Origin of the sequence: Parachlamydia sp. (genome assembly GCF_050255895.1) — a bacterium.
Classification (GTDB): domain Bacteria; phylum Chlamydiota; class Chlamydiia; order Chlamydiales; family Parachlamydiaceae; genus Parachlamydia; species Parachlamydia acanthamoebae.
The window spans coordinates 1-24,592 of the sequence record NZ_JBFWIR010000051.1; the positions used below are offsets into that span (position 1 = coordinate 1).

Here is a 24,592-nt window from a genome sequence, read left to right on the forward strand (position 1 = left end):
AGTATCGGTTCGATTTGAGCCCATTCTTTATTGGTTAGGTCGCTCGGATAAGATTTGCGGTTCATAATAGACTCCTTGTGGAGTCATAAACTATACTAAACTTTTAAATTCAGAGAAAGTCTCTAAGCCTGTGCATAAGTAAGCACTTAAAGCAACATAGATTGAAAAGAAGAATTTCATATGGATCTCCTAAAACATGATTCATTTTAATCACTAAATATTTTCTTTATAAAATGCAAATAAAATATAGAAAAAAAATGGCTTAGGCGCTAGTTTGAAATTATTCAATATTAAAAGCCTGTTTTGCTGGAAATCTATTAATAAAGAGGTTGATATGTTACCAATTTTTTTATTTGTGATCGCGCTTATCTACGCGATTGTAAAAATTTTTCAAGATAAAGTCACAACAAAAAAAGAACAGTTAGCCATTCTCTTAAAATCGATTATCTTTTTTAACATCGGGTGTATGGGTTTAATTGGATTTTACGCGCATACTTTTATGCCCGACGAAACGGCGCGTAATATTGGGTGGCCTACTGGAAATCCCTTTCAGTTTGAAGTCGCTGTAGCGAATTTAGCTTTTGGAATTTTAGGCGTTTTAAGCCCTTGGTTTCCCTCTTTATTTTGGGTGCCGACTGTTCTAGGAAGCGTCGTTTTTTTATTTGGATGTGCTTGGGGACATTTTGTACAATGGGGGAAAGGAGATGTTGCTCCTTACAATGCGGGACCATTTGTGTGGTTTGGTGATGGAGTCATTCCCCTTATCTATGGGTTTTTGATGCTTTATTATTATAATCATTGGGGAAAAGAGGATGTTTAAAAAAAATATCGGGACAACGGATCGATTATTGAGATTGTCCTTTGGTGTTGTCTTATTGGCTCTTGCCTGGTGGTGGAGTAGCTGGATTCTCCTCGCATGTGCATTGTTCTGCTTTTATGAAGCCTTGGCAAGTTGGTGCGTGTATTATCAGCTTATTGGGAAAAATTCATGTCCGATAAGTCCGGATAAAAGAGATCGGTAAGAGTTTAGAGTGTATGTGAAAGAAGAAGCTATTTATTCGAAATCTGCACATGCAAATCATAGACCAGCTAGTTTGTGAAACTCGCTGGTCTTTTCAAATCTTAGACCATATAAGGAATAATTTTGTAGGGGACGTGCTTGCAATAGGTCTCCCAATCTTCGCCATATTTAAGTGCACAGCGACGATCGTCTCGGAAGGCACGCTCTATTAATAAGATTGTTAAAAAAACAACGTAAAAATAGGGTAGGAAGTTTGCAAATAAAGCCGGGACACTCCAGAAAAAGGCTCCTAGTATTTCTGGAACGTAGTGAAAATGGCGCGAAATTCCCCACCAGCCAGAAGCCAGCAGAATATTTTTCTTTTGTTTTCCATCACCTGTGGTGTAATTGGCCACTGTCAAAAATGGCTTTTTACCCCATACGGTGCAATTTCCATCACTTTCACGTACTTTTTGTCTTTGTCGGTCTGCCAGATAATTGATCATAATAGAAACGGCTCCGAGGGCAAAGATTAGGGCTGCTAATGGAAGGCCCAAGTGGTTGGGGTGATTCACAAGGTAAAGAGTTGGAGAGGTATAAACCCCCGGGACCCATACTAAACATCCCCAGCAAATGTAATAGCCGGCGCGATCGTGCATAATGTCAAGTGAACGCAGGTAGCCTGTTTCCCAAAAGAAAAATTTTGTGATGTAGATCAACTGTAAAAGCACGGCTACGACCATTGAATCGCTTAACCCGTAGAGTTCTTGTTGTTTGGCTGCAAAAGAAATCAGAAGTAGCGGCCAGCTCATCATTCCAAAACGGCAATTTGTAAACATCTTAACATCCCAACCAAGTAAACGCGGGAAAAGTTCTGTGCCCCAATAATAATCAAAAATCGGATTGCCAGAAGCACCAGCATCACTTGAAGAGGGTGCTACATAACCTTTGATATAGAGGAACAAGCAGAAAAATAGACTGAAAATATTTAATGCTCCTAACAATGGTCCTAAATTGTCATATAGGATTGTAGGTGAAAACCATTCAAGTCCATAGGAACAAACAAGAAAGAGTGTCAAGGTTAAGAAGTATGCAAATGGACCGTTTGCTTTATAAATGGGAACATTTCCTTTTGGGGTAATGGGACCCTGATAGATTTTTCCAGGCAGTGCTTTCATAAAGAATAGCTGCGAAGCTGCAAAAATGGCCAAGATTGTCCAGGCCGTTTGCGTTCCAAAGAAAAACGGGGACCAAACTTCGTAAAGCAAAGGAAAAAATCCTTGGTGCTGGATCTGTTGCCACAAATTGACAAATGATCCGTCAAGCGACACATTCGTATACCAAAACAAAATCGCTGATGGAGGGCATAACGTAATCAATAAGAAAGGAACCAGAGTTTTTAATGAAGTCCGCATGTGGTCATAAACGGTAGGTGTACTGCGCATAAACGAAAATTCCTTTTAGTTTATCTGTTAGCTCGCATTGGCCTGAAATGGTCGCGATTTGGGTTATTAACAAACATGTAGCTGCATCTCTTTTTTATTTAAATAAAAAAATAATTCTAACATAAAAAGAAAAGGTAACCCCATGTGAATGATAAGGATATAAGATGAGTACATTAGCGGATTTGCCCTCTCAGCAGAAGGTTAATCAGGATAAATCGATTCGTACTGGATTAAGTGTTGAATCTTTAAAAAAAGCCTTCGAAGACAATCTTTTTTATTTATTAGGAAAAGATCCTTCACGACCAACGCCGCATGAATATTACATGGCGGTTACTTACAGCATTAGCGATCGACTTTTCCACCGTTTGATCGAAACAGATGACACCATCGTTAAAACAGATAGCCGTGTTGTTTGCTATTTTTCGGCCGAATATTTACTGGGTCCTCAATTAGGCAATAATGTCGTGAATTTGGAAATTACAGATGCTGTAAGAAAGGCGGTTGAAGCTTACGGTTATAAATTAGAAGATCTCCTTGAAATTGAACCAGAACCAGGTTTAGGGAATGGGGGACTAGGACGGCTCGCTGCCTGCTACTTAGATTCATTAGCTACTCTAGAGCTTCCTGCAATAGGATATGGGATCCATTATGAATTTGGAATGTTTCAACAAGTCATTCGGGATGGATGGCAAGTCGAGCAGACTGATAAATGGTTGAGTTTAGGGAATCCTTGGGAAATTTGCCGTCCAGAAGCTAGTGTAGAAGTTAAATTAGGCGGTTATACAGTTTCTTATCGTGATGAAAAAGGAAATTATCATGTCAAGTGGGTGGCGGATCGAGTTATCAAAGGCATACCTATTGACATCCCTGTGCTTGGATATGGGGTTAATACTTGTAATCCTTTACGTTTGTGGAAGGCAGAAGCGACAAAATCTTTTGATTTTTCATCCTTTAATACGGGGGATTATTACAAATCTGTTGAAGATAAGGTCTATTCAGAAAATATTACCAAAGTGCTTTATCCAAATGATCAAGCCATGCAAGGGAAACAATTAAGACTCGAGCAGCAGTATTTCTTTGTCGCTTGTTCGCTCCAGGATATGATCCGCATTCATTTATACCGAAAGAAAAAACTAGAGAATTTTCATGAAACATTTACAGCACAATTAAATGATACCCATCCTTCTATTGCGATTGTTGAACTCATGCGATTACTCGTCGATGAATATTTGCTTGGTTGGGATATCGCCTGGGAGACCACAACAAAAACGTTTGCGTATACCAATCATACACTTTTGCCAGAAGCTTTAGAAAAATGGGCGATCTCTCTTTTTGCACGTTTATTACCAAGGCATTTAGAACTCATTTATGAAATCAATCGTCGTTTTCTTGATAAAGTACGCATTCACGATCCTAGTGATCCAGATCGTCTTACACGCATGTCCTTAATTGATGAACATGGTGAGCGTTACGTGCGCATGGCTTATTTGGCATGTGTTGGCTCCCATGCAGTAAATGGGGTAGCTGCTTTGCATACAGAACTGTTAAAAAAGGAACTATTATCTGATTTTGTCGAGCTGTGGCCTGAAAAATTTTGCAATATCACAAATGGTGTGACACCACGCAGATTTTTACTTTTAAGCAATCCTGGTTTGGCCCAACTGATTACTGAAAAAATTGGGAATAAATGGATCACCGATTTAAATGAACTCAAACATCTTGAAGAGTATGCCGCGCAAGCGGAATTTCAAGAGCGTTGGCGTCAGGTGAAATTGGAGAACAAGCAATGTTTGGCCAAACGAATTCGAGATTGCACGGGTATTGCGGTCGATCCCCATACACTTTTTGATATACAAGTCAAACGCATCCATGAATATAAACGACAACACCTCAATGTTTTGCATATTATTACTCTGTATAATCGTCTGAAAAAAAATCCCAATTTGGAAATGACTCCACGGACTTTTATTTTTGGAGGAAAAGCAGCCCCTGGTTACTGGATGGCTAAATTAATGATCAAACTTATAAATGCTGTGGCGGAAGTTGTGAATCAAGATTCCGATGTAAAAGGGCGTTTGAAAGTGGTGTTTTATCCGAATTTTAATGTGAAGAATGCCCAAAGCATTTATCCGGCAGCTGATCTTTCGGAGCAAATTTCTACGGCCGGCATGGAAGCCTCTGGAACAAGTAATATGAAGCTCGCCTTAAATGGGGCGCTCACAATTGGCACTTTAGATGGGGCAAATATTGAGATTCGAGAGGAAGTGGGAAAAGACAATTTTTTTCTTTTTGGTTTAAATACAGAGGAAGTCGAAGCTTTAAGAAGCAAACAATGCTCTCCCATGGAATTTTATGAAACCAATTTACATTTGCGTGAAGTCATCGATTTGATTCAATCTGGATTTTTTTCTCATGGAGATAGAAGTGCCTTTCTCCCTTTGATCAACGAGATGGTTTATCAGAATAATTATATGATTCTGGCTGATTATCAATCTTACATCGATTGTCAGGATCGGGTAGATGAAATCTACCAAGATCAAAAACTCTGGACCCGGACATCCATTTTAAATGTTGCCAGAATGGGTAAATTCTCGTCAGACAGGGCAATTCGGGAATATAGTCAGGATATTTGGCATGTAAAGCCTGTGAAAATTCGGGAAAAATTTGCTTAAAAGAGCGACAGATTTGCCGCTCTTTCTGATGGGATTATTTTTTTAGATTATAGAATAGGCTACATATTCCAGCATCTGCATACTTTGAGGCTACGTTAGAGATCGTATTCCCTTTAGAATCAAGCAAAAATAAGTTTGCATGTTGAATAAAAAAAAGGATCACTTTTCGATCTAAGATAGGTGTATTTTTTAAGTAATGAAATATGAGTGGAGAGTCTAAGTAGCGATAGTCAATATCTGCTCCTTTTTTCATGAGCCACTTTGCTAAATGTAAATTGCTCTTATAAAAAACTTCGAGTAAAAGAGGAAAATCCGATTGAGTTGAGGCATTCCAGTCGATGTTTTCCATCTCGAGAATCATGTGTAGCAAATCCTTTTCCTTTAGGAACAGATCAAAAGGGGTTATGTCGTAGAGGTTTTTTTTTGTTAAAGAAGCTCCATTGCGTATCAATTTGATAATTAATGGAACATTTTTCTTAACTAAGGCCCAATGGAGAGGGGTATTTAGATCTTCGTCCTGAATATCTATCCATGCATGATGTTTGAGTAATAAACTGACAATTTTCAAGCTTTGCTGGTCTGATTTTGCGGCCGCATATTGTAACGGATACAGCTGCAACTTCTGGGTCACATTTGGATTCGCTCCTTTCTCCAACAAAAGCTTGGTTTTTGAATAATCGAGATTAGACACACAAATATTGAGTGATTCTTGGATATACATCTGCATTTTTGGGTATTCTATAATTTTCTCAAAACTTTTGGTTTTTGTATCCTGAGCGGCATAATTTAGGATGGGTTGAGAAGAGTCGATTCCGGCCCGATGTGCAATCAATAGACTGCAAATTTTTTTATTTCCCCCCTTCATTGCATAAATTAAGGCGGCAGCGCCCTCATCTCCAGTGATATCCAGTCCGTGCTTCAACATAAGTGATAAAAGATGGACATGACTACGTGTAATGGTGTATAGGAGTGTCGATTCTCCTAATTTATTTTTTACATCCATTTTTATCCCTTTTCTGATCAATAGCTCTGCAATGTCTAACCGTTCAGAGATTAAAGTGAGGGCATTCAATCCATCGAAGTTCAAATCATTGATAGATCGAGGAGATTTCTTTAATATTCTTTGAATCATTTTTACATCCCCATTTTTTACGGCTTTGAGAAAAGGGGTATTTACACTATCTTTGATGACTTGGATTAAATCTGTTTTTTTCAAAAAAGAAGCGAATTGGACTCCTCTATAGAGGATTTTCATCTTCATTTTTTTTGTATAATCAGGACTGTTATAAAAGCAGTTTAAAGCGAGATGAAGAGTTGTCGTTGTTGAGACCTGTTTTTTTTCAGAGAATTCATTCATTTTTGCACCAGGGATGAAAACCACTTTGTTCTGCATAATTGAGTAGAATAAATCCACCTCCAAAGCATCCTTTTTCTCCCAAAATTCTGCTTTCCAAATTTCAAAAAAATCATCATCACTTTGCCTACCAGCAGTTACCGAGGATAAATATTTCTCGGACGGTTTTGTTTTAGCGAGAATTTGAAGGGATGTAAGAATTGCATTTGTCAGAGTTAAGTTTATTTCAAGACATCTCTTTTCCCACTGATTGTTTATATTTTTTGCAAATTTCAAACAGTTAAAATGAACTTCTTTGTCTACTCTGAAATACACCTCTCGCTTATGAGGGGCACAATAAATCACAATTTGATTGAGATTTTTTAGGTCCCCGTTAATTTTACAAGCCATATGGGCGATAAAGAAGGCTTTTGAAGCCGGTTCATATTGGCTCTTACTTGATTTGAAAGCATTAAAAGTTTGCTCAATCAGGAATTCAAATTCCTGATTTTTGGCATCGATTTCTTTTATAAAATGATGAGATGTGCTGCCTTTTGAAACGAAGGTCACGGGCGAAGAATCTGTAATGGCTAAAGGAGCTTCAATTACAGGTTCCGCAAAAAAATAAATAAGGGGTAAGGACTGATCAAGCTCTTTTGGTGAGCTTGCATTAGTCATTTCCTTAAAGGCTCCATAAGATACTTTGGGGATGTCTTTTTGAGAGGCTGGCAATAAGAGCTGGGAAGCATTGTGCATTTTTTGTTTGGGAAGGGCGGCTATGATTTGCTGAATTGCATTTCTTTGGATTTGTTTAACCTGGGGGTATGTGATGTTTCGAAACAAATATTTTTCTACCTGCGAAATGACTTGAGACAGAAACCTATCCCTTCGACTTGAAAAAGTGACACTTTCAAAGCTTGAACGAACCAATATCGGACATGGAATGGTTCCATCTGGGAGATGAACCTTTTGCATATTCTTGCCACCTGCATAACAACTATCCAGAATTAAAAAAGCGGGATTCAAAACTTGTAATGTCTTTTGGAAATCAACAATTGATAGCCCAGCAATCATTCCGGACTTCCCATCTTTATGATAGGTGCCATGTCCGCAAAAAGCAATAAGCCGCGCAAATTTAACCTTTTCGTTAGATGGCATCAGGATCTTTTGTAGATCATTAGAGATATGTAACTCTATAGTGGATGTCTTAGCCTCACTTAAAGGATAGAGCTTTAAATCGCCCGGTGTAAATCCCCAGTTTTTTAGTGTTTCACCACTTGGTAAGATGACACACAACGGTCCATTGGGTTGGATATAGATATCTGCTTTCAACTTTTCTAAGTCTTTTTTATGTGCGGTTAGAAGATACCGATTGGCAATAACAGGTTTTTTGTTTCGCACAAATTCATTGACGGTATAAAAGTTTGCCTTATTCACTCTCTCAAGAGGACTATTTTCAATGACTAAGGCCATCTGAATTGATTTAATTGGCTTGGCTTGTTCGATGAACAAATCTTGAAGATTGTTTAATTCGGTCCGTTTTAGTGCAAGTTCATTGTTGGGGCTTACTTGCAAATCTCGATCAATAGTCACAAAAAAGTATTCAAATGTGCTTCGCACATTTTTAAAAACCTTGTGACAATTCCATTTAGGAGGGAATTTTTTGTATGCCGTATCGTAAACCGCTAGGTTTTCCCCAAATTGAAAGCGTGGGTAATGATTAAGAACCAAATATAGGTTAGAGATAAACTCTTCTAAGCTCGTGCTAGGAGGTGCGATTTTAAATAAAATAGGAAAGTAGGAAGAGGTTGGTGTTAGGGGGCTTTTCTGGATGTCTTTGAGAACTTTGTCAAATAAACGTATGACTTTTTCCTGCAGAAAGAGATCTGAACAGGTGCTTTCGATTAATTTAAGTTTTATTTTTTCAATTTTCTCGACATCTGATGTTTTTGAACTTTGTAAAAAAATAAAAAAATTTTGAAGTAACTTAAGGAGTTTTTGCTGATTTATTTCTTTTAGAGAGCGCCCAGAGAATTTTTGAAGAACTAAACAGTGTCCTTCATAGGATATGGTCATTTCTGGTTGAAGCGTCAAATTCAGGTAGTAGGAGTAGTCGTAATTCATAATTATCCTTGTAAAGATATTAATTGCGTAAATATTTTACTGTTTAATTCGATTTGTTTTGAACGTGAATTTATTGTGCGTGGATAGTTTAAACTAAGGTTTATTAGTTTAAATAAAAAGAATAGCGTCAATCAGACTTTTTAATCTTGTATCTCATAAGAAACAACTGTTTTTATCAATTCTGTTCTTTCATTAGTGCTACAAGTTCAAAAAGCCAAAATTCTTCTGCAATGTCAATCGCAGTTTGCCCAGAAGCATTTTGGATATGGGGACAGGCTCCATTTTGGATCAGAAATTTTGCCAAGGAAACGTTTTCAAAGGCAATTGCCTGATGGAGAGGTGTATTTTTTTGGGCATCTACTGAATCAATATCTGCATGATTAGCAAGGAGTTGTTTTGTAAAGTAGAGTTGATTTTGCAAATTTTTCCCCCTTTTAGCTAAATGATGTAGGGGAGTACCCAAAAAACAAAAACTGAAATTTGGATTGGGTTTTTTGGAAAAAATGAGATCAACGACATCTTTATCATCTGAATCAAAGGCGCTATATAAAAGAGAGGTTTCTAACATGTTTTGGGGATCAATCGGAAAAGGAGGATATGTTTCAAAAATTTGTTTTAGATGATCGAAATTTTTCGATGCAATTACTTGCATCAGAAAGGAATTTATTTTGTTAATCCCCGCCTTTTTCTCAATAAGTAACGATTTAACTAAATCGTTGGAGGCTATATAAGCACATACTCCTTGCATACCAGAAAGATCCAATATATTTTCATACCTATTGATCATATATATCGTCAATTGGGGACTTTTCCTGAGAGCAAGTTGGAAAGGAAGTTGACCTAAAAAATCGGGTTTATTCCATTCACTTAATTGTTGAAGCAGGATAGGAATGAGGATCTCTTGTTTGTCATGGGCAAAATAAAAAACAGCTTGTATGGGTGGAATGCCAAAAAAATCCGTGCTAGTCGTTGCGGTAAAGCTTTGCAGCCTTTTTTCAACTTTTTCAATATTTTGATAAAAAATTGCATGATGCAAGGAAGTGGCTGGATGGGCATCCATTTCTTTTTCAGTCAGTCTAGAAAAAATGAATTTGTGAAAAAACTCTCGCGAGAGATCAGTTTGAACCAATTTTTTTGCAATGATATTGATTTCATCTTTTTCTAGATCGTTTACCTTATCGAGCATCAACCGATACATGCTCACATTCGTAGATGAGCGTGCTAAAACCATTAAGGGGGTTTCGTCTTTGTGATTGCGTTGATTTAAGGTTGGATTTACATCTAAAATCATTTTTAGGATTTCAGGATTGAAACTCATCGCTAGATGCAAGATTGTATTTCCTTGATCATCTGTTTGGGTTAAATCCAGTTTCTCTAGACAAAGCTGAAGGATTTGTATATGCGGCTGAGTCGACTTTAAATAGTGAAAAACCAGAGGAGAGCCTAGATAATATTGATTGAGATCAGCTCCCTGTTGGATAAATGTTTTTATTAATTCCAAATCTCCTTTTGTTAAAGTTTGTAAAAGAAGAGGGGGGTAAGAAGGCAGACTCAAATTAAAATCGAGGGAATATAAGATTTTGCGCATTTCAAGGTCTTTAGAAATTAAATCAAAAGCCATGACTTTGTCTTTATTTTCTGTGGTCAGAGATGCACCTGCAAGGATCAATTTTTTGATTAATGGAGTATTTTTATTTTTGATCGCTAAATGCAATGGTGTATTTCCAGCTAAACTTTGACTATCGATTTCAACAGGTTGTTTTAAGAGGAGATCGATTATTTCAATTGCTTGTTCATTTCCATATAGAACGGCAAAATGTAGGGCAGATAGCTCTCCGACGTTTTTTAGATTTGGATTTGCATTTTTTTCGATTAATAGCTTAATTCTCTCAATATCCCGAAGAAAGACACAAGCATGTAAGGCTGTATTTTTTTGAGGTTCACTTCGGAAATTCAGTTGTTCGGGGTATTCAAGTACTTGCTCAAAGATGTATTGAGGAGATGAAAAACGAGCAGCACTCCAGAGGATGGCACGAGAAGAATGAATTCCAGCTTGTTGTTCTAATAAAATTTCACAAATCTTTGTCTTGTTATTTTGAATGGCAAGATCAAGAGCCATACCTCCCCCAGCTCCTTTGACATCTAATCCTTTTGCTAACATAAGCGTGACCAAATCGAGATCATCTTGCAACACAGCTTGATGAAGTGGTGTCATCTTAAATCGATTTTCACAATCGATTTTCGCCCCATTCTCAATCAATAGTCTTCCGATGTTTGGTTTGCCGGCTGCAAAAAAGAGGGCAGTTGATCCATTGAGATTCATTTCATGAACCGATTGAGGATGATTTGTCAAAATTTCCTGAACTTTTTGCAGATCATTTTTTTCAACCGCTTTCAGTAAAGGTGTCTGAGAGGAAGCCGCTATCTTTTGAGCGACAAAGGATTTATTTAAACGTTTTGCTAGATCAAAGGCTTCTTGCAAAATAGCTTTCTTCTTATCAGAGTCATATGCATAGCAGACATTAGAGACACTTGAGAGCTTAGGATATTGTAAAATAGAGGAAAATAAATCAATTTCTGGAAGTTCTTGATCACCCCAAAACATATTTTTCAATGCATCTATAAAATCTCCTTCACCTTGTCTTCCTAAGGTCGCTGCACACAAAGATTGTTCTGAGGATTTTGTTTCCATTGCGGTCCAATAATATTCATAGAGAGCTTTGGCATAATTTAAGCTGTCATCGGGATGATTTTTTTTCCAATTATCCTTTGCATTTTTAGGCTTTGTAAATTTTATACGACGGAAATCTTCTTCGCCCTCTATCCTAAAGATGACTTCTCGAACATTCGGTAATTTTTTGATTAAAATTTGAAAAACGATTTTCGATTCGTGGTAAACCTTACATGTCATTTTTGCAATATAAAAAGCTTTTGAAGCTGGCTCACTATCTTTTAGCTTAGACCAGATGTTAAATGTATTATCTGCCAAGGCTTCTAGCTCTATTTCAGGCGCATTTATAGCTTTAATTAAATGTTGAGAAGTATCTCCGGTTGAAAGAAATGCAATTGGAGAATTCCCTTCAACAGTTAAAATATCGTCAAAGATCGGTTTGGAAAAAAGATAAATCCGCGCATTTTCTTTAGGAATCTCTTTTTTATTTAAATCAACGACTTCACCCTTTGCAAATATAGGGTAGGAAACTTTTGGAATGTGTTTATTTTTGGAAGGAAAAAGAATTTGTGGCAAATTTTGCAATCCTTGCTTAGGAAAAGATGACATTAAGCGATAAATATCTTTTTTTCGAAGTTGCCTAGGTAGGGGGCCAAGACTGCTGTCAAACAAGAGTGTTTCTACTTCTTGCAAGAAAGATGTTGCGAAACGGTCTTGTGGTGTTGATATCGTAACGGTTTCGAAAAGAGAACGGACAACGATTGGACAGCGGATTGTCTGATCAGGAAAATGGATTTGATGTATATTTTTACCTCCTACAAAGCAACTTTCTACTATAAGAAAAGTAGGGTTTAATTTTTGTATCGCTTTTTGAAATTCAGCTATAGGAAGGCCTGCAATAATACCTGTGCTATCATTTTGATAAGGAATGGGATGATAGCCGTGTCCACAAAAAGTGATTAAGCGTGCAAAGTTGCCATTGGCATTTGAGTGGATCAATATTTTTTTAAGGTCATCAACAATATGATGTGTGAGTAGAATAGAGCTTTTAGCCTTATCAAAAGCTACTTTTTCTAAACGTGTGCTAGAAAAACCTGAATTTTCTAAGCGATGTCCCTGAGGAAGAATGACACCTAGAGAACCATCTATTTGTATGTAGAAATCCACCTTAAGCTCGCTTAAGGAGCTTTCATGTACTTTTAAAAGGTAGCGATTAATGATGACGGGCTTTTCTTTGATAATGAATTCTTTGACATGGTTTAACATTGCTTGATTAGTCGTTCCAATTGCACTGGTTTCAATGATCACTCCCATTTGAACGGGAATAGAGGGTTTCATGAGCTGGATGCAGGTTTTTTGAAGGTGAACAAGTTCCCTGAGATTCTTTTTACTTAATTCAATTTCTGTAGGTGCAAAAAAATGTTCAAAATTTTTTAAAAGTTTTGCAAAAACTTTTTGAGGATTTCTCTTTTTTGGGAAGTTTCCAAAAGCTGTATCGTAAATGGCGAGATCTTCTCCAAATTGGAAGCGGGGATAGTTGTTAATGACGAGATAGACATTCGTTTTAAATTCATCTAAATTTTTTGCTGTAGAGGCTACTTTAATTAAAACTATTGGAGGAGAAGATAAATTTTTTTGAGAACCAAATGGATTTATTTGAGTTTCTGCAATTAAGCGATCGAACAAATGAGAGATTTTTATTTGTAGGGATTTTTTTGGAGAAAATATTTTGATTAGTTTGTTTCTAATCTGTTCGGTTTTTATTAAATTTTTATTTTTTAAAAATATTTTGTTGTGACTGATGTAGTTGAATATAATTTGAAATAGTTGCTTGTTGCACGAATGCTTGATTTTCCCAGCATTTTTTTCTAAGATCAAATACTCCTCATCGCAGAGTATGTTCACTGGTTGAGAAATCATTGTGTCAATAGTGTGCGAAAATCTTTCACCTTGATTCATGCCTTCCCTTATTAAATTTTAAAGTTTATTTGAGTTTGTTGTTTGTAAATTAATTATTTTATGGATAATTTGATTTTATAAGAAGTTAATTTATTAAGTTTTAGTTTTTTAGTTTGTGATCGTGTTGTTTTTGAGTTTAATTTAGTTTTTGTATTTGTTTTATTTTTTTAAAAAAATATTTAATCGAAAACTATTGAAAAGGAATTACTTATTTAAAACGTTTAAAAAAAGTAATTGAAATTAATTCTAAAAAGTAAGAATTTGAAGTCAAGAAAGCAAATTCATATGCAACGATCCCTTGGGGGTCGAAACATAAGAAGGTCGCTTTCTATAATAAGTGAGTTGTCGATGAGGACTTCTCACAAGTCTTTAACCTTTTTATTAAGGAGAATGGCTATGAAAAAACTATCTTTAATACTTTTCTTTGCACTTTGTGCGTTTGTATTTAATAGTGGATATGCTCAATGTGGTCCAAGCGGATGTGGAGTTCCTGCATCTGGTGGATTTGAAGGCGGATCTTCTTTCGCAGCTCCTCAAGGTGGAGAAGGCGGAGAAGCTGGTGCGTGTGGAGAATATGCTGTTGGCGATTGCTACTGCTTATTCGTAAAATACGAACCACGCTATTGCAACAAATATCGTTGCGAATGGGATACACAGAGCTATCAAGTTCAACGTTGCAGACAAGTTCCTGAAACTTATCAAAAAACATGCTGCAGATATGTACCTCAATACTACCAAGTAGATTGTGTACGTTATGTTCCACAATACTATTGCACAACAGAAACAAGACAAGTTCCTCGTTATGTTTGCGATCGTGAATGCAAATATGTACCAAAATACTATTACAAACGTATTTGCAATAGAAACCCAGTTCCACCTGCACCAGCTCCTACAACTGTAACTACTCCAGCTCCTGCATCTTGCTGCGGTAGCCAATACTAAAATCGGCAGTTAGTGCTTAGATTTAGGGCCAGACTTACGCTTTTGTGAAAACAACAACGTGAATCTGGCCCTTTTGCTTTATGCAAATAGATCCGATTTTTTATGTATGATCGTTATATAGTCAAGAGGAATATCTAAATCATCCTTCCAAGAAAATTTATAGATCAAATCCTTTGAGACAAGTTTGCTTAATAAATCTACAGTGTCAGATAAGTTATTTTCTAACCCCTTCCATCTAATGGGGCCCGACTTCTTTCGCGCATTTAAACAACTCACCAAGTCTTTAAGTCCTGAAATGTAGGGTTCTTTATTCAGCGCGATCTCATTTAAGAGATCAGAATTCCATGAAACGCTATTTTCCTTTCTAAATTTAGAAACAAGGTCACATTTATTTCTAAAAATGAGGTATTTGTCCTCAACAGTTTGTGTCTTAATTCCATATGCATTTAGAAAGGCAATGACGTTAGCTGATCCAGACCACTCTACTTCACCTGGTCCAGTGCGTTGATTGAGTTGTGTAATTAGTTGTTGAAGCTGTTTTTGCTCATCAAAATTTAGTTTAGATTCGCGAATATCCTTGGGGAAAATTTTTAAAAAGTGTTTTGTTTGAAAATGGATAATCTGATCTTCCTGTTCCGCAAAGATGTAAAATATAAAATCTTTTTTCGAATAGTGATGAATGATTTTTGCATCTTTCAATTGGTTTAAAACATTTTTAAGCATAATAGCATTCGTTTGATGACCGACAACCCATGTAATCACCCCGATTTGTTTGCGCTGATTGATTTTTTTTAAGATTCTTTGAGCATAAATGATGTGGTCTTCATCGAATATAAGATTTTTGCTTAACGTTTTGGGATTTCTCCCAATTTTTTTTTCCATTTGAATAAGTCTTAAATCGCGCCATTTACAACCCCAAACCTCTTCTTCAAATTGAGGGGGGATATGGGCAGATGCCGTTAGTTTGATATAAAAGACCTCTTTACTTAACCAGGCATGCATGCAATTACTTTCAACGAAGTAATCGAAAACCTGAGCTTGGTCTTTAGAATAAAATTCATGCGAGATTTTTAGTTCTGTAACTTGATCTTTTTTAGAGAGAAAATTTTGATAGTGAAGGAGTCTGACTTCATCATAAAGTTGTTCAAAGAATACTTTTTGCTCTTTAGAAAAATCAGATTTTGCCTGGAGGTTCTCCATTTGTTTCATGTGAGCGTAAATGTTCATAATGGATTGCTCATGCATAAGAGCTGAGGGAGAATGAGCGGAGTCCGTTTTGTAAATTGCAAAGAGATGTGGTTGTCGATCAAAACCCACGATGTAATGGTTTAATACCATCCAACGAAGAACAGCTTCTGCCAGGTCCATGGAAAATTTAATTTCGGAAGGATTTAGAATGAATAAGTCGGAAGAAGCATTCTGGTATAGTGTTTTTTGATGAGTCGTATTTTTTAGAAAAATATTTAACTGAGAACTCAGGGATTTAAGATCGTTAATGGAATTCAATTGATTGCGAAGTTCTCCATCTAATCCAGCAATGACAACTTGCAATTTTTCTGCATTCTTTAAATTTTTAAAGGAGTGACCTTTAAAATGCATTCTTTGCTTGATTTGGGAAGAGGATAAAAATGTGACTTTGCCGGGCATTTTTTTTGTGACCAGAGATCGGAAAAAGGGAATTTTGATCAAAAATCTTTGAAAAATATGTATTTTCACAACAGAAAATTGATCAGAGTTAGATAGATTTTGGACAACTTTAAAGCGCTGGTTACTATACCATTTGCCTTTTTGGATTTTTTCGATATTTGATTCCACGACTTCTTGAAAGGAGCCTGTTCCGATAATTTTCATTTGTAACTCTGTGATAATGAAGGTGTAAAAGTAATGTCAGGGTATCGTGCAAATGAAAGGTCATCATAAAAGGGGGGTGGGAATATAGTCAATCATATCAAAGTTATTTTTTGATTATGATCATTCCCGTATTTTGGAAAATCGAGTGGGAGTTTATTGTTGCGAGATGCGGAATGTATCTTTCTCTGAAGGATCGGAATTTTTTGTCCGTTCAAATGATTGAATGAAGCGTTCTCTTTTTAAAATGTTAAGAATCTCAAATGTTTGGTCATCATGTTCTAAACCTTTCCAGTCAAAAATCGGATAAAAAGCCAAATTTCGAGCTAACTGTGCTAGGCCAACGAAATTAGAATTATTTTCTTTTATCGTCGTTTCTTTTAATAAATAGTTAACCAAATCCCTTAATTTTGGAAAAAAATGATAAGTTCCATCAACCTCAAAAACTTTATGTAAATGCGCTTTCTTATTTAAAAACGTAAGGACTTTTTCGAAAGAATCATGAGGTAATGTGGGTTTCCATACTTCTTTTGCATGAGTTTGGCGTAAGTTTAACTTTTTAATAATTTCCTTAGCCTCGCTTTTTTCGGCAGTGTTTAGTTTTGACTCTCTGAAACATTTTGGGGGAATCACAACCTTATGGTTGGTGCGAAAATCCTCATGCAAATCTTCTTCGGTTGCAAAAACCAACGTAAGAGGATTTGAACATTCGTATGTAAAAATAAGGTGGTTGTTTTTTAAAATTTCTAAAACTTCAATTTCAGCAGGAAGTAATTTACATTCTACTATAGCATGATAATACGAGCGGGTATTTATTTGTTTAACAATAGATTCGGCAAACTCTTGTTGTTCTTTGTTGCCAAAAAAAAGATTTAATGAAATCGGGGTGCGATTCCTTATAAAATCTTGTTCTTTTTGGAGCGTGGTTTTGTTCCGCCATGTTAAATTCCAAGTTTCATCTTTCACATCTTTTGGTAAACGACCTTGAGAGGATAATTGAAAGAATATCTTTTGTTCATGGGCACATGTCCATCCATGAATGGTATTTGTTTCAAGTAAATAATCTAAAACTTCGTTGTCTTCTTTTTCTGATCGTTGTCTGAAATCAAATAGTGATCTGAGAGCAAAACTAGCTGTTTTGTATTCGCGAAAAATGTTCTTACGTCGGGCGTTATCCAAACATCGTAAAAGATCATTAAAAAGAGCATGTTGATTTTTGGAAAATCCTGGTTTGGGAGAAAGGGCAACTTGGGGTGTTTGGATATATCGAAGGAGTTCGCAAAGTTTCTCTTTTGTAACTCGCTCATAATCCCCATGTAGTTCGGGAACATGGTCTGATGAAGTGTAGAACAACCAATATTGGCCAAAATCGTCATAAGCGACGATTTTTTCATTCATCACCATCCATCTGAGAACTGCTCTTATTTGGTTAGATTCTGAGAATGATGTTAATCGACCAGAATTCAACCTGGTTGTGAAGGGCTCGATGTTAGAAAAAGCTTTTCGTTGTAATTCTCTATCTAACGCGTATGTTTCGATAAGAAGTGCTAACTTTTTTATATCATCCATACTTTTGAGAGAACCTAGAGCAGTTAAATCTTCAGTTAAAAATTCAAATTGTTTTTTTTCAGAAAGTTTTGGAAAGTCAATTTTTTTATTTAAAGCCGGTCGCTTTGCTTTAGCATTAGAAGAGGCAGCAGCAGCTCCATATATTGTGAATTTTCTAGCTGTCTCATTGATTTTACGTATGGCTTCGGATGTAGATAAAGCGCGGATCTTGCTGAATTTTTGCGGAAGAAATTTGTTTGAAAATATATAAAAGAGTCTTTGAAAGATATTTAACGAAACAAGTGAAATCGTGTGGTTATCATCATTAACGAGTACTTTCACTCTGTAGAGATGATAGTTTTTGCCTTGTAAAATAATCGATTTAAATGGGGTGATATCACTCCAATTTTTAGTTGTCATTATCGTGTTCATAAAAAACTAAAAACCTTAGGGTATTCTTTATTTTTGTTAGAAAAATTTAGTGGAAATTTTAATTAAAACCACTTAATAAAGCAAGTTTTAGCTTGAAGAACTTATTTCATCTGGGATGCTTCAAAAAGACGTTCCAAGAGGTCACGTCCCGTCTTGGTAATTTGGGTCTTTCCTTTATTGGCGAGCAGGACAATTCCTATTTTTTGATTAGGTAAGAGGCCGATATAACTTGAAAAACCGGGAACTTGTCCGTTTTTATCGACAAAAAGAAGTTTGTCTGTGGTGTATTTTTGCCAGCCTAATCCAATCGATAGCTGATCATTGATTTTAAAAAAGCTTTTTTGAGTCAACTCCATCGCTTGCATGAGCTCTTGTGGGCCTTCAATGCCAAGGCTTGCCATCAAAAATTTTAGCAGGTCCCTAGATGTTGAACGGAGAGCGCAGCCAGCAGGCCAGGCATTTACAGACGATCTTTCCGCAAGATTGCCTTCTTTTGTATAGCCTTGAGCATAAAGCTCTTGGTAAGCATGGGGAACAATAAGAAAGGTCGATTTCATAAACAAGGGTTCAAGAATGTGTTCTTTGATTGAATCTCCATAATGTTTGTTCTCAACATCTGCTATCGCATATCCAAGTACACCATAGCCTAGATTAGAATAGGAATAGTGTTCTCCAGGCGGCCGGTCGGGCTGCCATTCGCTTAAAAAATGGAGGACGGAATTCTTGTGATATTTTTTTCCTCGATGGGGAGGAAGGCGAGGAGGAATTCGTGGAAGTCCTGAAGTGTGGGTAGCGAGTTGCAAAAGTGTGACTTTTCCAATCCCTTGTAAACGCTTTTGAACGTTTGGGAGGTATTTGATGACGGGATCGGAGAGGCGCATTTTACTTTTTAAAATTTGGATAGCCAACGCAGTTGAAGTAAAGACTTTTGTGAGGGAAGCAATTTCGAATAATGTATCAGAAGTCACTGATTGATTGGAAAGATCATCGGCAAATCCAAAATTAAAGAAATAAGGTTTTTGATTGTAATAAAGTGCGATAGCCATTCCTGGAATCTGTTTTTCTTGCATGTACTTTTGGATGGTTTGCTCGATGATGAGTGCCGGATCTTGCTTACTATTTTCAGCTTGAACAAATGACGCTAGCAGAAATAAAAAAGTATAAAAGAAAATATGGCACATGTTTTTAGCCCTTTTCAATCAAACATTTGCGATTGTTAAACAGGTTTCGTTTTCTATCTCTATAGCATTTTATCAATTTGTTAATATAAGTTTTTTTTGATTTTTTTTGAGTCCTTGGATAGGGTGAAGAAAAACTTATAAATCTTTTTAAAGGGCTGTTCTAAAACTTGTAAGGATAGTTTATGATGGCGGGATTGTTTTTATTCTATTCGATTGCTTTAGGGGCTATCGCTTTAAAACAAAGGATTTTGGCAATTAGTTTTATCATCTTGGGAATATTTTTATCTTTGTTAATGCTTTGGCATTTAGCAACTGATACATTAAAAATTAACTGGTGAGGAATACATGCAAATATGGGAAAGAGGCCTCAATGCTCTGGTTGTTTTGATTTTGTGTGGAGTTCTCCTATCAGCTTACTTTGTTCAATTTTTTTGGCACGAAGAACCCTGCCCTTTATGTCTGCTTCAAAGACTTGGAATGATTAGCGTGGCTGCTGGATTACTTTTAAATCTATTTTTTGGAGTACGCATGAGCCATTATGCGTTATCCTTGCTAAGCTGTTTATTTGGGGGTTTTGTGGCTCTTAGACAAATTTCTCTACATGTTTGTCCCGGCTTTTCAACTTTTGGATTACCTGTCTTAGGATTAAGTTTGTACACGTGGTCATTCATCGTTTTTGCCTGTGCTGTCTGTGCCATCAGTTTAATTCTCTTTTTGTATCGCCCAGATAAGAGTGAACAGGTACCCTTGAATCAAGAATGGTTTTCCAAGTTAGCCTTGGGATTAACGTTGGCTATCTCTCTTGCGAATATATTGACTACCTATCTGCAATGTGGATGGGGCGTTTGCGAATAAAATTAAATCTAGGGGTCATATGGTTACGGTCACAAGTTATTCTCATGTATTTCCTTTGGGATCAGTAAGTCCTCAAAAATCTTCGGCTGGTGGATATAGAATCGATGCGCGTCACGATAATTTCCCGGCTTTGCAGGGAATGTCTCTATCTTGTTTAATTTTGCATCCGAAGGCTTTTCGGGAACCGCACTGGCATCCCAATGCAGATGAGTTGAGTTATTGTATCGATGGAAAGGCCCTCATGACCATATTCAGTCCTGGAGCCGGACATGATACCTTTAGTATTGAATCTGGAGATATCGTGTATGTTCCTAGAGGATATATTCATCACATTGAAAATATTGGAGATCAGGATTTTAAAGCTCTTTTATGTTTTGATCATGCGATGCCAGAGGACCTGGAGTTGTCAAAATCGATTCAAGTGATGCCCAATCATATTTTAGGAGCCACATGTGAGCTTGATGCACAATTTTTTTCGGATATTAAAAAAGCGGAAAAAAGTGGCTTCATTGTCAAAGAAGAGCATGTTTCAAAAGATGAGCTTTCTTATGTAACAAATTCTCATAAGATGGATTTAGAAGCTGCTCCCCCTCAAGTTCATGCGGCAGGAGGATGGGTCAAAATGAGCAACGGTTTTTTCTTTCCTGAATTAAAAAACCTTGCTGTTTATAGCGTTTGCCTAGAACAAAATGGCGCAAGAGAGCCCCACTGGCACCCGAATGCTGCGGAACTTAATTGTTTAATCAGTGGCTCAGCGCGCATTACACTGCTTTCGCCAGATGGATCTCAAGAGACTTTTGATATGCAAGCGGGAGATATTAGCTTCTTGCCACGTGGCTATTTGCATCACATTGAAAACACGGGTGTTGAACAGGCAAAATTTGCCATTTTTTTTAATCATGCCTATCCTTCGGATATTGGTCTTTCGGGAGTTTTAGGAGCCTATTCTAACGATATTTTGGCCGCATTATTTAATGTCTCGGTTTCTTATTTTGACAAACTGCCTAAATACCAACATGATTTACTCGTTGTTGGTGGGGGTGGATAAAAAAACTTTCCACAAATTGTGTATTTATATAGGCTAAATCTATTTTTTAATTAAAAAGAGGTTTTGCCTATGTATATCGTTTATGGAGTCAATCCGATTCATCTTGTATCACACACTTTGCCAATCGCCTGTTCCAACTGTAATCATGCCCAGCAGCAAATCGATGTTTATAAGAATTATTTTTCTCTCTTTTGGATTCCGTTAATCCCTTTTTTTCGCAAAGCGCATGTCATGTGCCCTAGTTGCAAGCAGGAAGTTGAAGGAGTTGAGTTTGTTAAGCAGCAAATGGCACGGGGAGAGTCAGAAGAAACCATTCAAAGTAAGCTGAACGCGGTCATTAAAAGTGCCAAAGAACCTCTTTATCCCAAAATTTTTCAAGCTCTTGTGGTGTTGGCTATCGTAATTTTTTATGCCTGCTACCTTTACGCAAGTCAGCAAATGAAGAAAGCGATTGAAATGTATCTTGAAAACCCAGCTGCTAATGTATTGTTAGTGCTTAAAGCGGATGATCTGGGCGACTATCCTTATATGGTATGCTATGTTTCTCAAGTTGAAGGGGATATGCTTGTACTACAAGAGTGGAAGTATAGCTATGGTAGTCGTCGAGATGCACGTAACAGTTTAGAAACTGTCGAGCGTAGTATTCAAAAAAATCAAGTAGAAGAGAAGTTTTATGAAGAAAAAGTTGTTTCGAAATCAGTATTCTCGGAATACCCTATTGAAGAAGTCTATAATATCGGTTAATTTTTCTGAAAAATGAAAGCCCCCAAATGGGGCTTTCTTTTTAAAAAAACTGTCTAATTCCGACACAGACCGATTGGGAAAGTGTATGACGAACACCTCGTCTGAATTTATAATCGATCGATGCTTCCACATGTTGGCATATGGGATAAGTTAGCCCTAAAATAACCTGACGCGCGCATCCAGATCTTGTATGCTTAAAGCGATGTCTAGAAGCTGAAATAACAAAATGGGTTGCTTCAACACCCACACCAAAGCCTACATAAGGATTTATTAAACATCCTAAATAAAGGTCATAAAAAAAATTGCCCATAACACAGTAGCTGCGGGCATGTCCACAAGAAAACTTTTCATCTCCAAAGCGAACACTTTTCAAATTATTTCGGTGATAGCTGCCTTCTACTTCTGCACGGAAAGCATCAAAAAAAGCACAGCCTCCCACTAGCGAAATGGCGTAACCATCGTCATATTTTAAATGATTATGGGTATGTGATTTATGTAGAAAATTGACCCCGCCAAAGAGCCCCCCATAATAGCCTTCTGATGCAGAGAGTGCGAGGGGAAGGACTAAAAGCGCAAGGAATAGTCGCATGTTTTTTAACATGATATTGATCTCCAAAAAGTTCGTTATGTGCCTCTATCAAAAGAGCGCGGAAGCAAAAACTAGCATTGTAATTAAGCAGATAGACAAATTCAACTAAAAAGCTTTTTATCCGAAAACCTACAGGAACAAATTCATTGACATCTTCATTTAAGTCTAATAAATCCTAAGGATAGGGTAGTCACAATGAATAGAGGTTTTAAATGGCACATCGTATCGAAACTGACAGCATGGGTGAAATGAAAGTTCCGCAAGAGGCTTATTACGGGGCCCAAACCGCGCGGTCATTGATTTTTTTTAATATTGGACATGAAATTACTCCCCAATGTGTTATCCGAGCTCTCGCCATAATCAAAAAAGCGGCTGCATTGACTAATATGGAGTTAGGCAAGTTATCTAAAGAAAAAGGTAAATGGATTATTCAAGCTGCAGATGAAGTGATTACTGGAAAGCTCCATCTTCATTTTCCTTTGCGAATTTGGCAAACGGGTAGTGGCACGCAAACGAATATGAATATGAACGAGGTTATATCCAATAGAGCCATTGAATTAGCGGGAGGCGTCATTGGCAGTAAAAAGCCGATTCATCCGAATGATGACGTCAATATGAGTCAATCCTCTAACGACACCTATCCAACCGCTATGCATATTGCTGCAGTCGAAGAAATCACACACCGGTTGTTACCTACAGTGAAGCACATGCGTGATGCCTTGGCAAAAAAAAGTGAAACATTTCAGGATATTATCAAAATTGGGCGCACCCATTTAATGGATGCCACTCCGCTATCTTTAACCCAGGAATTTTCCGGGTATATTGCGCAACTAGATGATAATTTAGCCAACATAGAAGCGACTTTGTCATCACTCTACCGCTTAGCCTTGGGAGGAACGGCAGTTGGAACCGGCTTGAATTCTCATCCCCAATTTGCAGAATTAGCAGCAAAAAAAATTGCTGAGGAAACGCTTTTGCCTTTTGTTTCAGCTCCAAACAAATTTGCTGCTTTAGCCTCTCACGATGCGCTTGTTTTTGCTAGTGGTGCACTTAAAACTTTAGCTTCAACCCTTTATAAAATAGCCAATGATATTCGGTGGATGGCTTCAGGTCCTCGGTGTGGTTTGCAGGAAATTTCTTTGCCAGAAAATGAACCCGGATCTTCTATTATGCCAGGCAAGGTGAATCCCACACAGTGTGAAGCGATGACAATGGTGGCCATTCAAGTGATGGCTTATGACCATGCCATTACCATGGCGGGAGCAATGGGAAATTTTGAACTAAATGTATTTAAGCCCATGATTATTTACAATTTTGTCAATGCGATTCATTTGATCTCTGATTCCTGCAGATCCTTTACCAAATACCTCATTGATGGACTTAAACCGAATAAAGAACGGATAAAAGAATTGCTGGATCGTTCCTTAATGCTAGTAACAGCCTTAACACCTAAAATAGGTTATGACAAAGCCGCTCAAGCAGCGCACAAAGCTTTTGTAGAAAACACAACTCTAAAAGAAGCCTGTTTGGCCTTAGGTTTTGTGACAGCTGAAGAATTTGATCAAGTTGTCGATCCAAAAAAAATGATCGCACCTCATCTCTAAGTAGTTGTACTAAAACAACGGGTAGGTGGACATGCGTTCGAATGATTTGTCTGAATGGGAAAAAGAACGTCTAACTAAGTAAGACGTTCTCTTAAGTACAGACAAATTTTCAATGCTATTGTTATGTAGCAAAAAGAATTTCGTATTTTTCCAAAAAAACAATCTTCAGCATTGCTTGCAAACCATTCTCCCCAAAAAATATTGTGTTATTCATAAAAACAGCTCTCGATTTGATTGATTTGCATGAATAAAATTCATGGTCAAATAAATAAATTTGGAGAAAATAGAGAAAATGTTGGTTACTATTTTCAATTTTAATGTAACCCCTGTTTTATTCATTTTTATTTTGAAGAGAGTGACATGAGATCTTTTCTAAATCTACTAGCCAGCCTAATTTTGCTCCTTAGCCCCTTAATGGCAGAAGAAGATCTCACGCCTGAACCCTCAAACGAAGTGGTTAAAATTCCCCACTCAACGACGGATGACAGTGATGGCCGCATTTCTTTTGCCAACCTTTTAGGCCTGCCGAGTGGAATCGTTGCGGGGATGGTGAATGTGGTCACAGGCGATTTTGTGCAACACGATATGGATTTTGTG

Annotated in this window: 17 protein-coding genes; 10 read left to right on the plus strand and 7 right to left on the minus strand. The window is 37.1% G+C overall.

The features are described from left to right. Positions 1-334 precede the first annotated feature (334 nt). Together AB7E63_RS09455 and AB7E63_RS09460 are read left to right on the plus strand one after the other, a co-directional pair. Positions 335-820 (plus strand): DUF6790 family protein, encoded by a 486-nt coding sequence (locus tag AB7E63_RS09455; protein ID WP_284452824.1) that lies wholly within the window; start codon positions 335-337, stop codon positions 818-820. After that, the gene (locus AB7E63_RS09460) at positions 813-1,022 is read left to right on the plus strand and encodes a YgaP family membrane protein (protein ID WP_036746279.1); all 210 of its coding nucleotides are present in this window, start codon (positions 813-815) and stop codon (positions 1,020-1,022) included. The genes AB7E63_RS09455 and AB7E63_RS09460 overlap by 8 nt, the downstream gene beginning before the upstream one ends. A gap of 100 nt (positions 1,023-1,122) precedes the next feature. Here the strand turns inward: AB7E63_RS09460 and AB7E63_RS09465 are convergent, their stop codons facing one another. Continuing rightward, on the minus strand, positions 1,123-2,445 hold the full coding sequence (locus AB7E63_RS09465; protein ID WP_152618842.1) for a 7-dehydrocholesterol reductase: 1,323 nt from the start codon (positions 2,443-2,445) through the stop codon (positions 1,123-1,125). A gap of 164 nt (positions 2,446-2,609) precedes the next feature. Here AB7E63_RS09465 and AB7E63_RS09470 point away from each other — a divergent pair, with 164 nt between their 5' ends. After that, positions 2,610-5,117: a glycogen/starch/alpha-glucan phosphorylase gene (locus AB7E63_RS09470; protein ID WP_428419338.1), complete on the plus strand. Its 2,508-nt coding sequence runs from the start codon at positions 2,610-2,612 to the stop codon at positions 5,115-5,117. Positions 5,118-5,151: 34 nt separating this feature from the next. On the opposite strand, the gene AB7E63_RS09475 is transcribed toward AB7E63_RS09470, so the two are convergent. Both AB7E63_RS09475 and AB7E63_RS09480 read right to left on the minus strand, forming a co-directional pair. Further along, a complete protein-coding gene (locus tag AB7E63_RS09475; protein WP_428419339.1) occupies positions 5,152-8,574 on the minus strand; it encodes an ankyrin repeat domain-containing protein in 3,423 nt (1,140 codons plus the stop codon). 175 nt (positions 8,575-8,749) lie between these two features. After that, positions 8,750-13,204, minus strand: coding sequence for an ankyrin repeat domain-containing protein (locus AB7E63_RS09480; protein ID WP_428419341.1), 4,455 nt, complete (start codon positions 13,202-13,204; stop codon positions 8,750-8,752). 396 nt (positions 13,205-13,600) lie between these two features. On the opposite strand from AB7E63_RS09480, the gene AB7E63_RS09485 reads away from it, so the two are divergent. Continuing rightward, positions 13,601-14,146, plus strand: a complete 546-nt coding sequence (locus AB7E63_RS09485; protein ID WP_100067519.1) for a hypothetical protein — start codon at positions 13,601-13,603, stop codon at positions 14,144-14,146. A gap of 78 nt (positions 14,147-14,224) precedes the next feature. Here AB7E63_RS09485 and AB7E63_RS09490 read toward each other — a convergent pair whose 3' ends face one another. The 3 genes from AB7E63_RS09490 to AB7E63_RS09500 all read right to left on the minus strand — a co-directional run bounded on the left by AB7E63_RS09490 (position 14,225) and on the right by AB7E63_RS09500 (position 19,155). Then, positions 14,225-15,997, minus strand: coding sequence for a hypothetical protein (locus tag AB7E63_RS09490; protein ID WP_006341546.1), 1,773 nt, complete (start codon positions 15,995-15,997; stop codon positions 14,225-14,227). Positions 15,998-16,150: 153 nt separating this feature from the next. After that, positions 16,151-17,962, minus strand: coding sequence for a hypothetical protein (locus AB7E63_RS09495; RefSeq protein WP_006341545.1), 1,812 nt, complete (start codon positions 17,960-17,962; stop codon positions 16,151-16,153). Positions 17,963-18,075: 113 nt separating this feature from the next. Next, positions 18,076-19,155: a serine hydrolase gene (locus AB7E63_RS09500; protein WP_006341544.1), complete on the minus strand. Its 1,080-nt coding sequence runs from the start codon at positions 19,153-19,155 to the stop codon at positions 18,076-18,078. A 182-nt stretch (positions 19,156-19,337) separates the two neighbouring features. Here AB7E63_RS09500 and AB7E63_RS09505 point away from each other — a divergent pair, with 182 nt between their 5' ends. From AB7E63_RS09505 to AB7E63_RS09520, 4 genes are all read left to right on the plus strand, one after another. Beyond that, positions 19,338-19,493: a hypothetical protein gene (locus AB7E63_RS09505; protein WP_006341543.1), complete on the plus strand. Its 156-nt coding sequence runs from the start codon at positions 19,338-19,340 to the stop codon at positions 19,491-19,493. A 7-nt stretch (positions 19,494-19,500) separates the two neighbouring features. Further along, positions 19,501-20,010, plus strand: coding sequence for a disulfide bond formation protein B (locus AB7E63_RS09510; protein WP_006341542.1), 510 nt, complete (start codon positions 19,501-19,503; stop codon positions 20,008-20,010). 19 nt (positions 20,011-20,029) lie between these two features. Beyond that, on the plus strand, positions 20,030-21,058 hold the full coding sequence (locus AB7E63_RS09515) for a cupin domain-containing protein (protein ID WP_006341541.1): 1,029 nt from the start codon (positions 20,030-20,032) through the stop codon (positions 21,056-21,058). Positions 21,059-21,127: 69 nt separating this feature from the next. Then, positions 21,128-21,802, plus strand: coding sequence for a zinc-ribbon domain-containing protein (locus AB7E63_RS09520; RefSeq protein ID WP_006341540.1), 675 nt, complete (start codon positions 21,128-21,130; stop codon positions 21,800-21,802). Between the two features lie 40 nt (positions 21,803-21,842). Here the strand turns inward: AB7E63_RS09520 and AB7E63_RS09525 are convergent, their stop codons facing one another. After that, on the minus strand, positions 21,843-22,403 hold the full coding sequence (locus AB7E63_RS09525; RefSeq protein WP_006341538.1) for an outer membrane beta-barrel protein: 561 nt from the start codon (positions 22,401-22,403) through the stop codon (positions 21,843-21,845). Between the two features lie 200 nt (positions 22,404-22,603). On the opposite strand from AB7E63_RS09525, the gene fumC reads away from it, so the two are divergent. Both fumC and AB7E63_RS09535 read left to right on the plus strand, forming a co-directional pair. Further along, positions 22,604-23,995 carry a class II fumarate hydratase gene (gene fumC / locus AB7E63_RS09530; protein ID WP_006341537.1) on the plus strand — a complete coding sequence of 464 codons (1,392 nt, stop codon included), beginning with the start codon at positions 22,604-22,606 and terminating at the stop codon, positions 23,993-23,995. 360 nt (positions 23,996-24,355) lie between these two features. After that, positions 24,356-24,592, plus strand: a 237-nt coding sequence (locus AB7E63_RS09535) for a hypothetical protein (RefSeq protein WP_428419345.1), incomplete at its 3' end; no start/stop codon positions are given.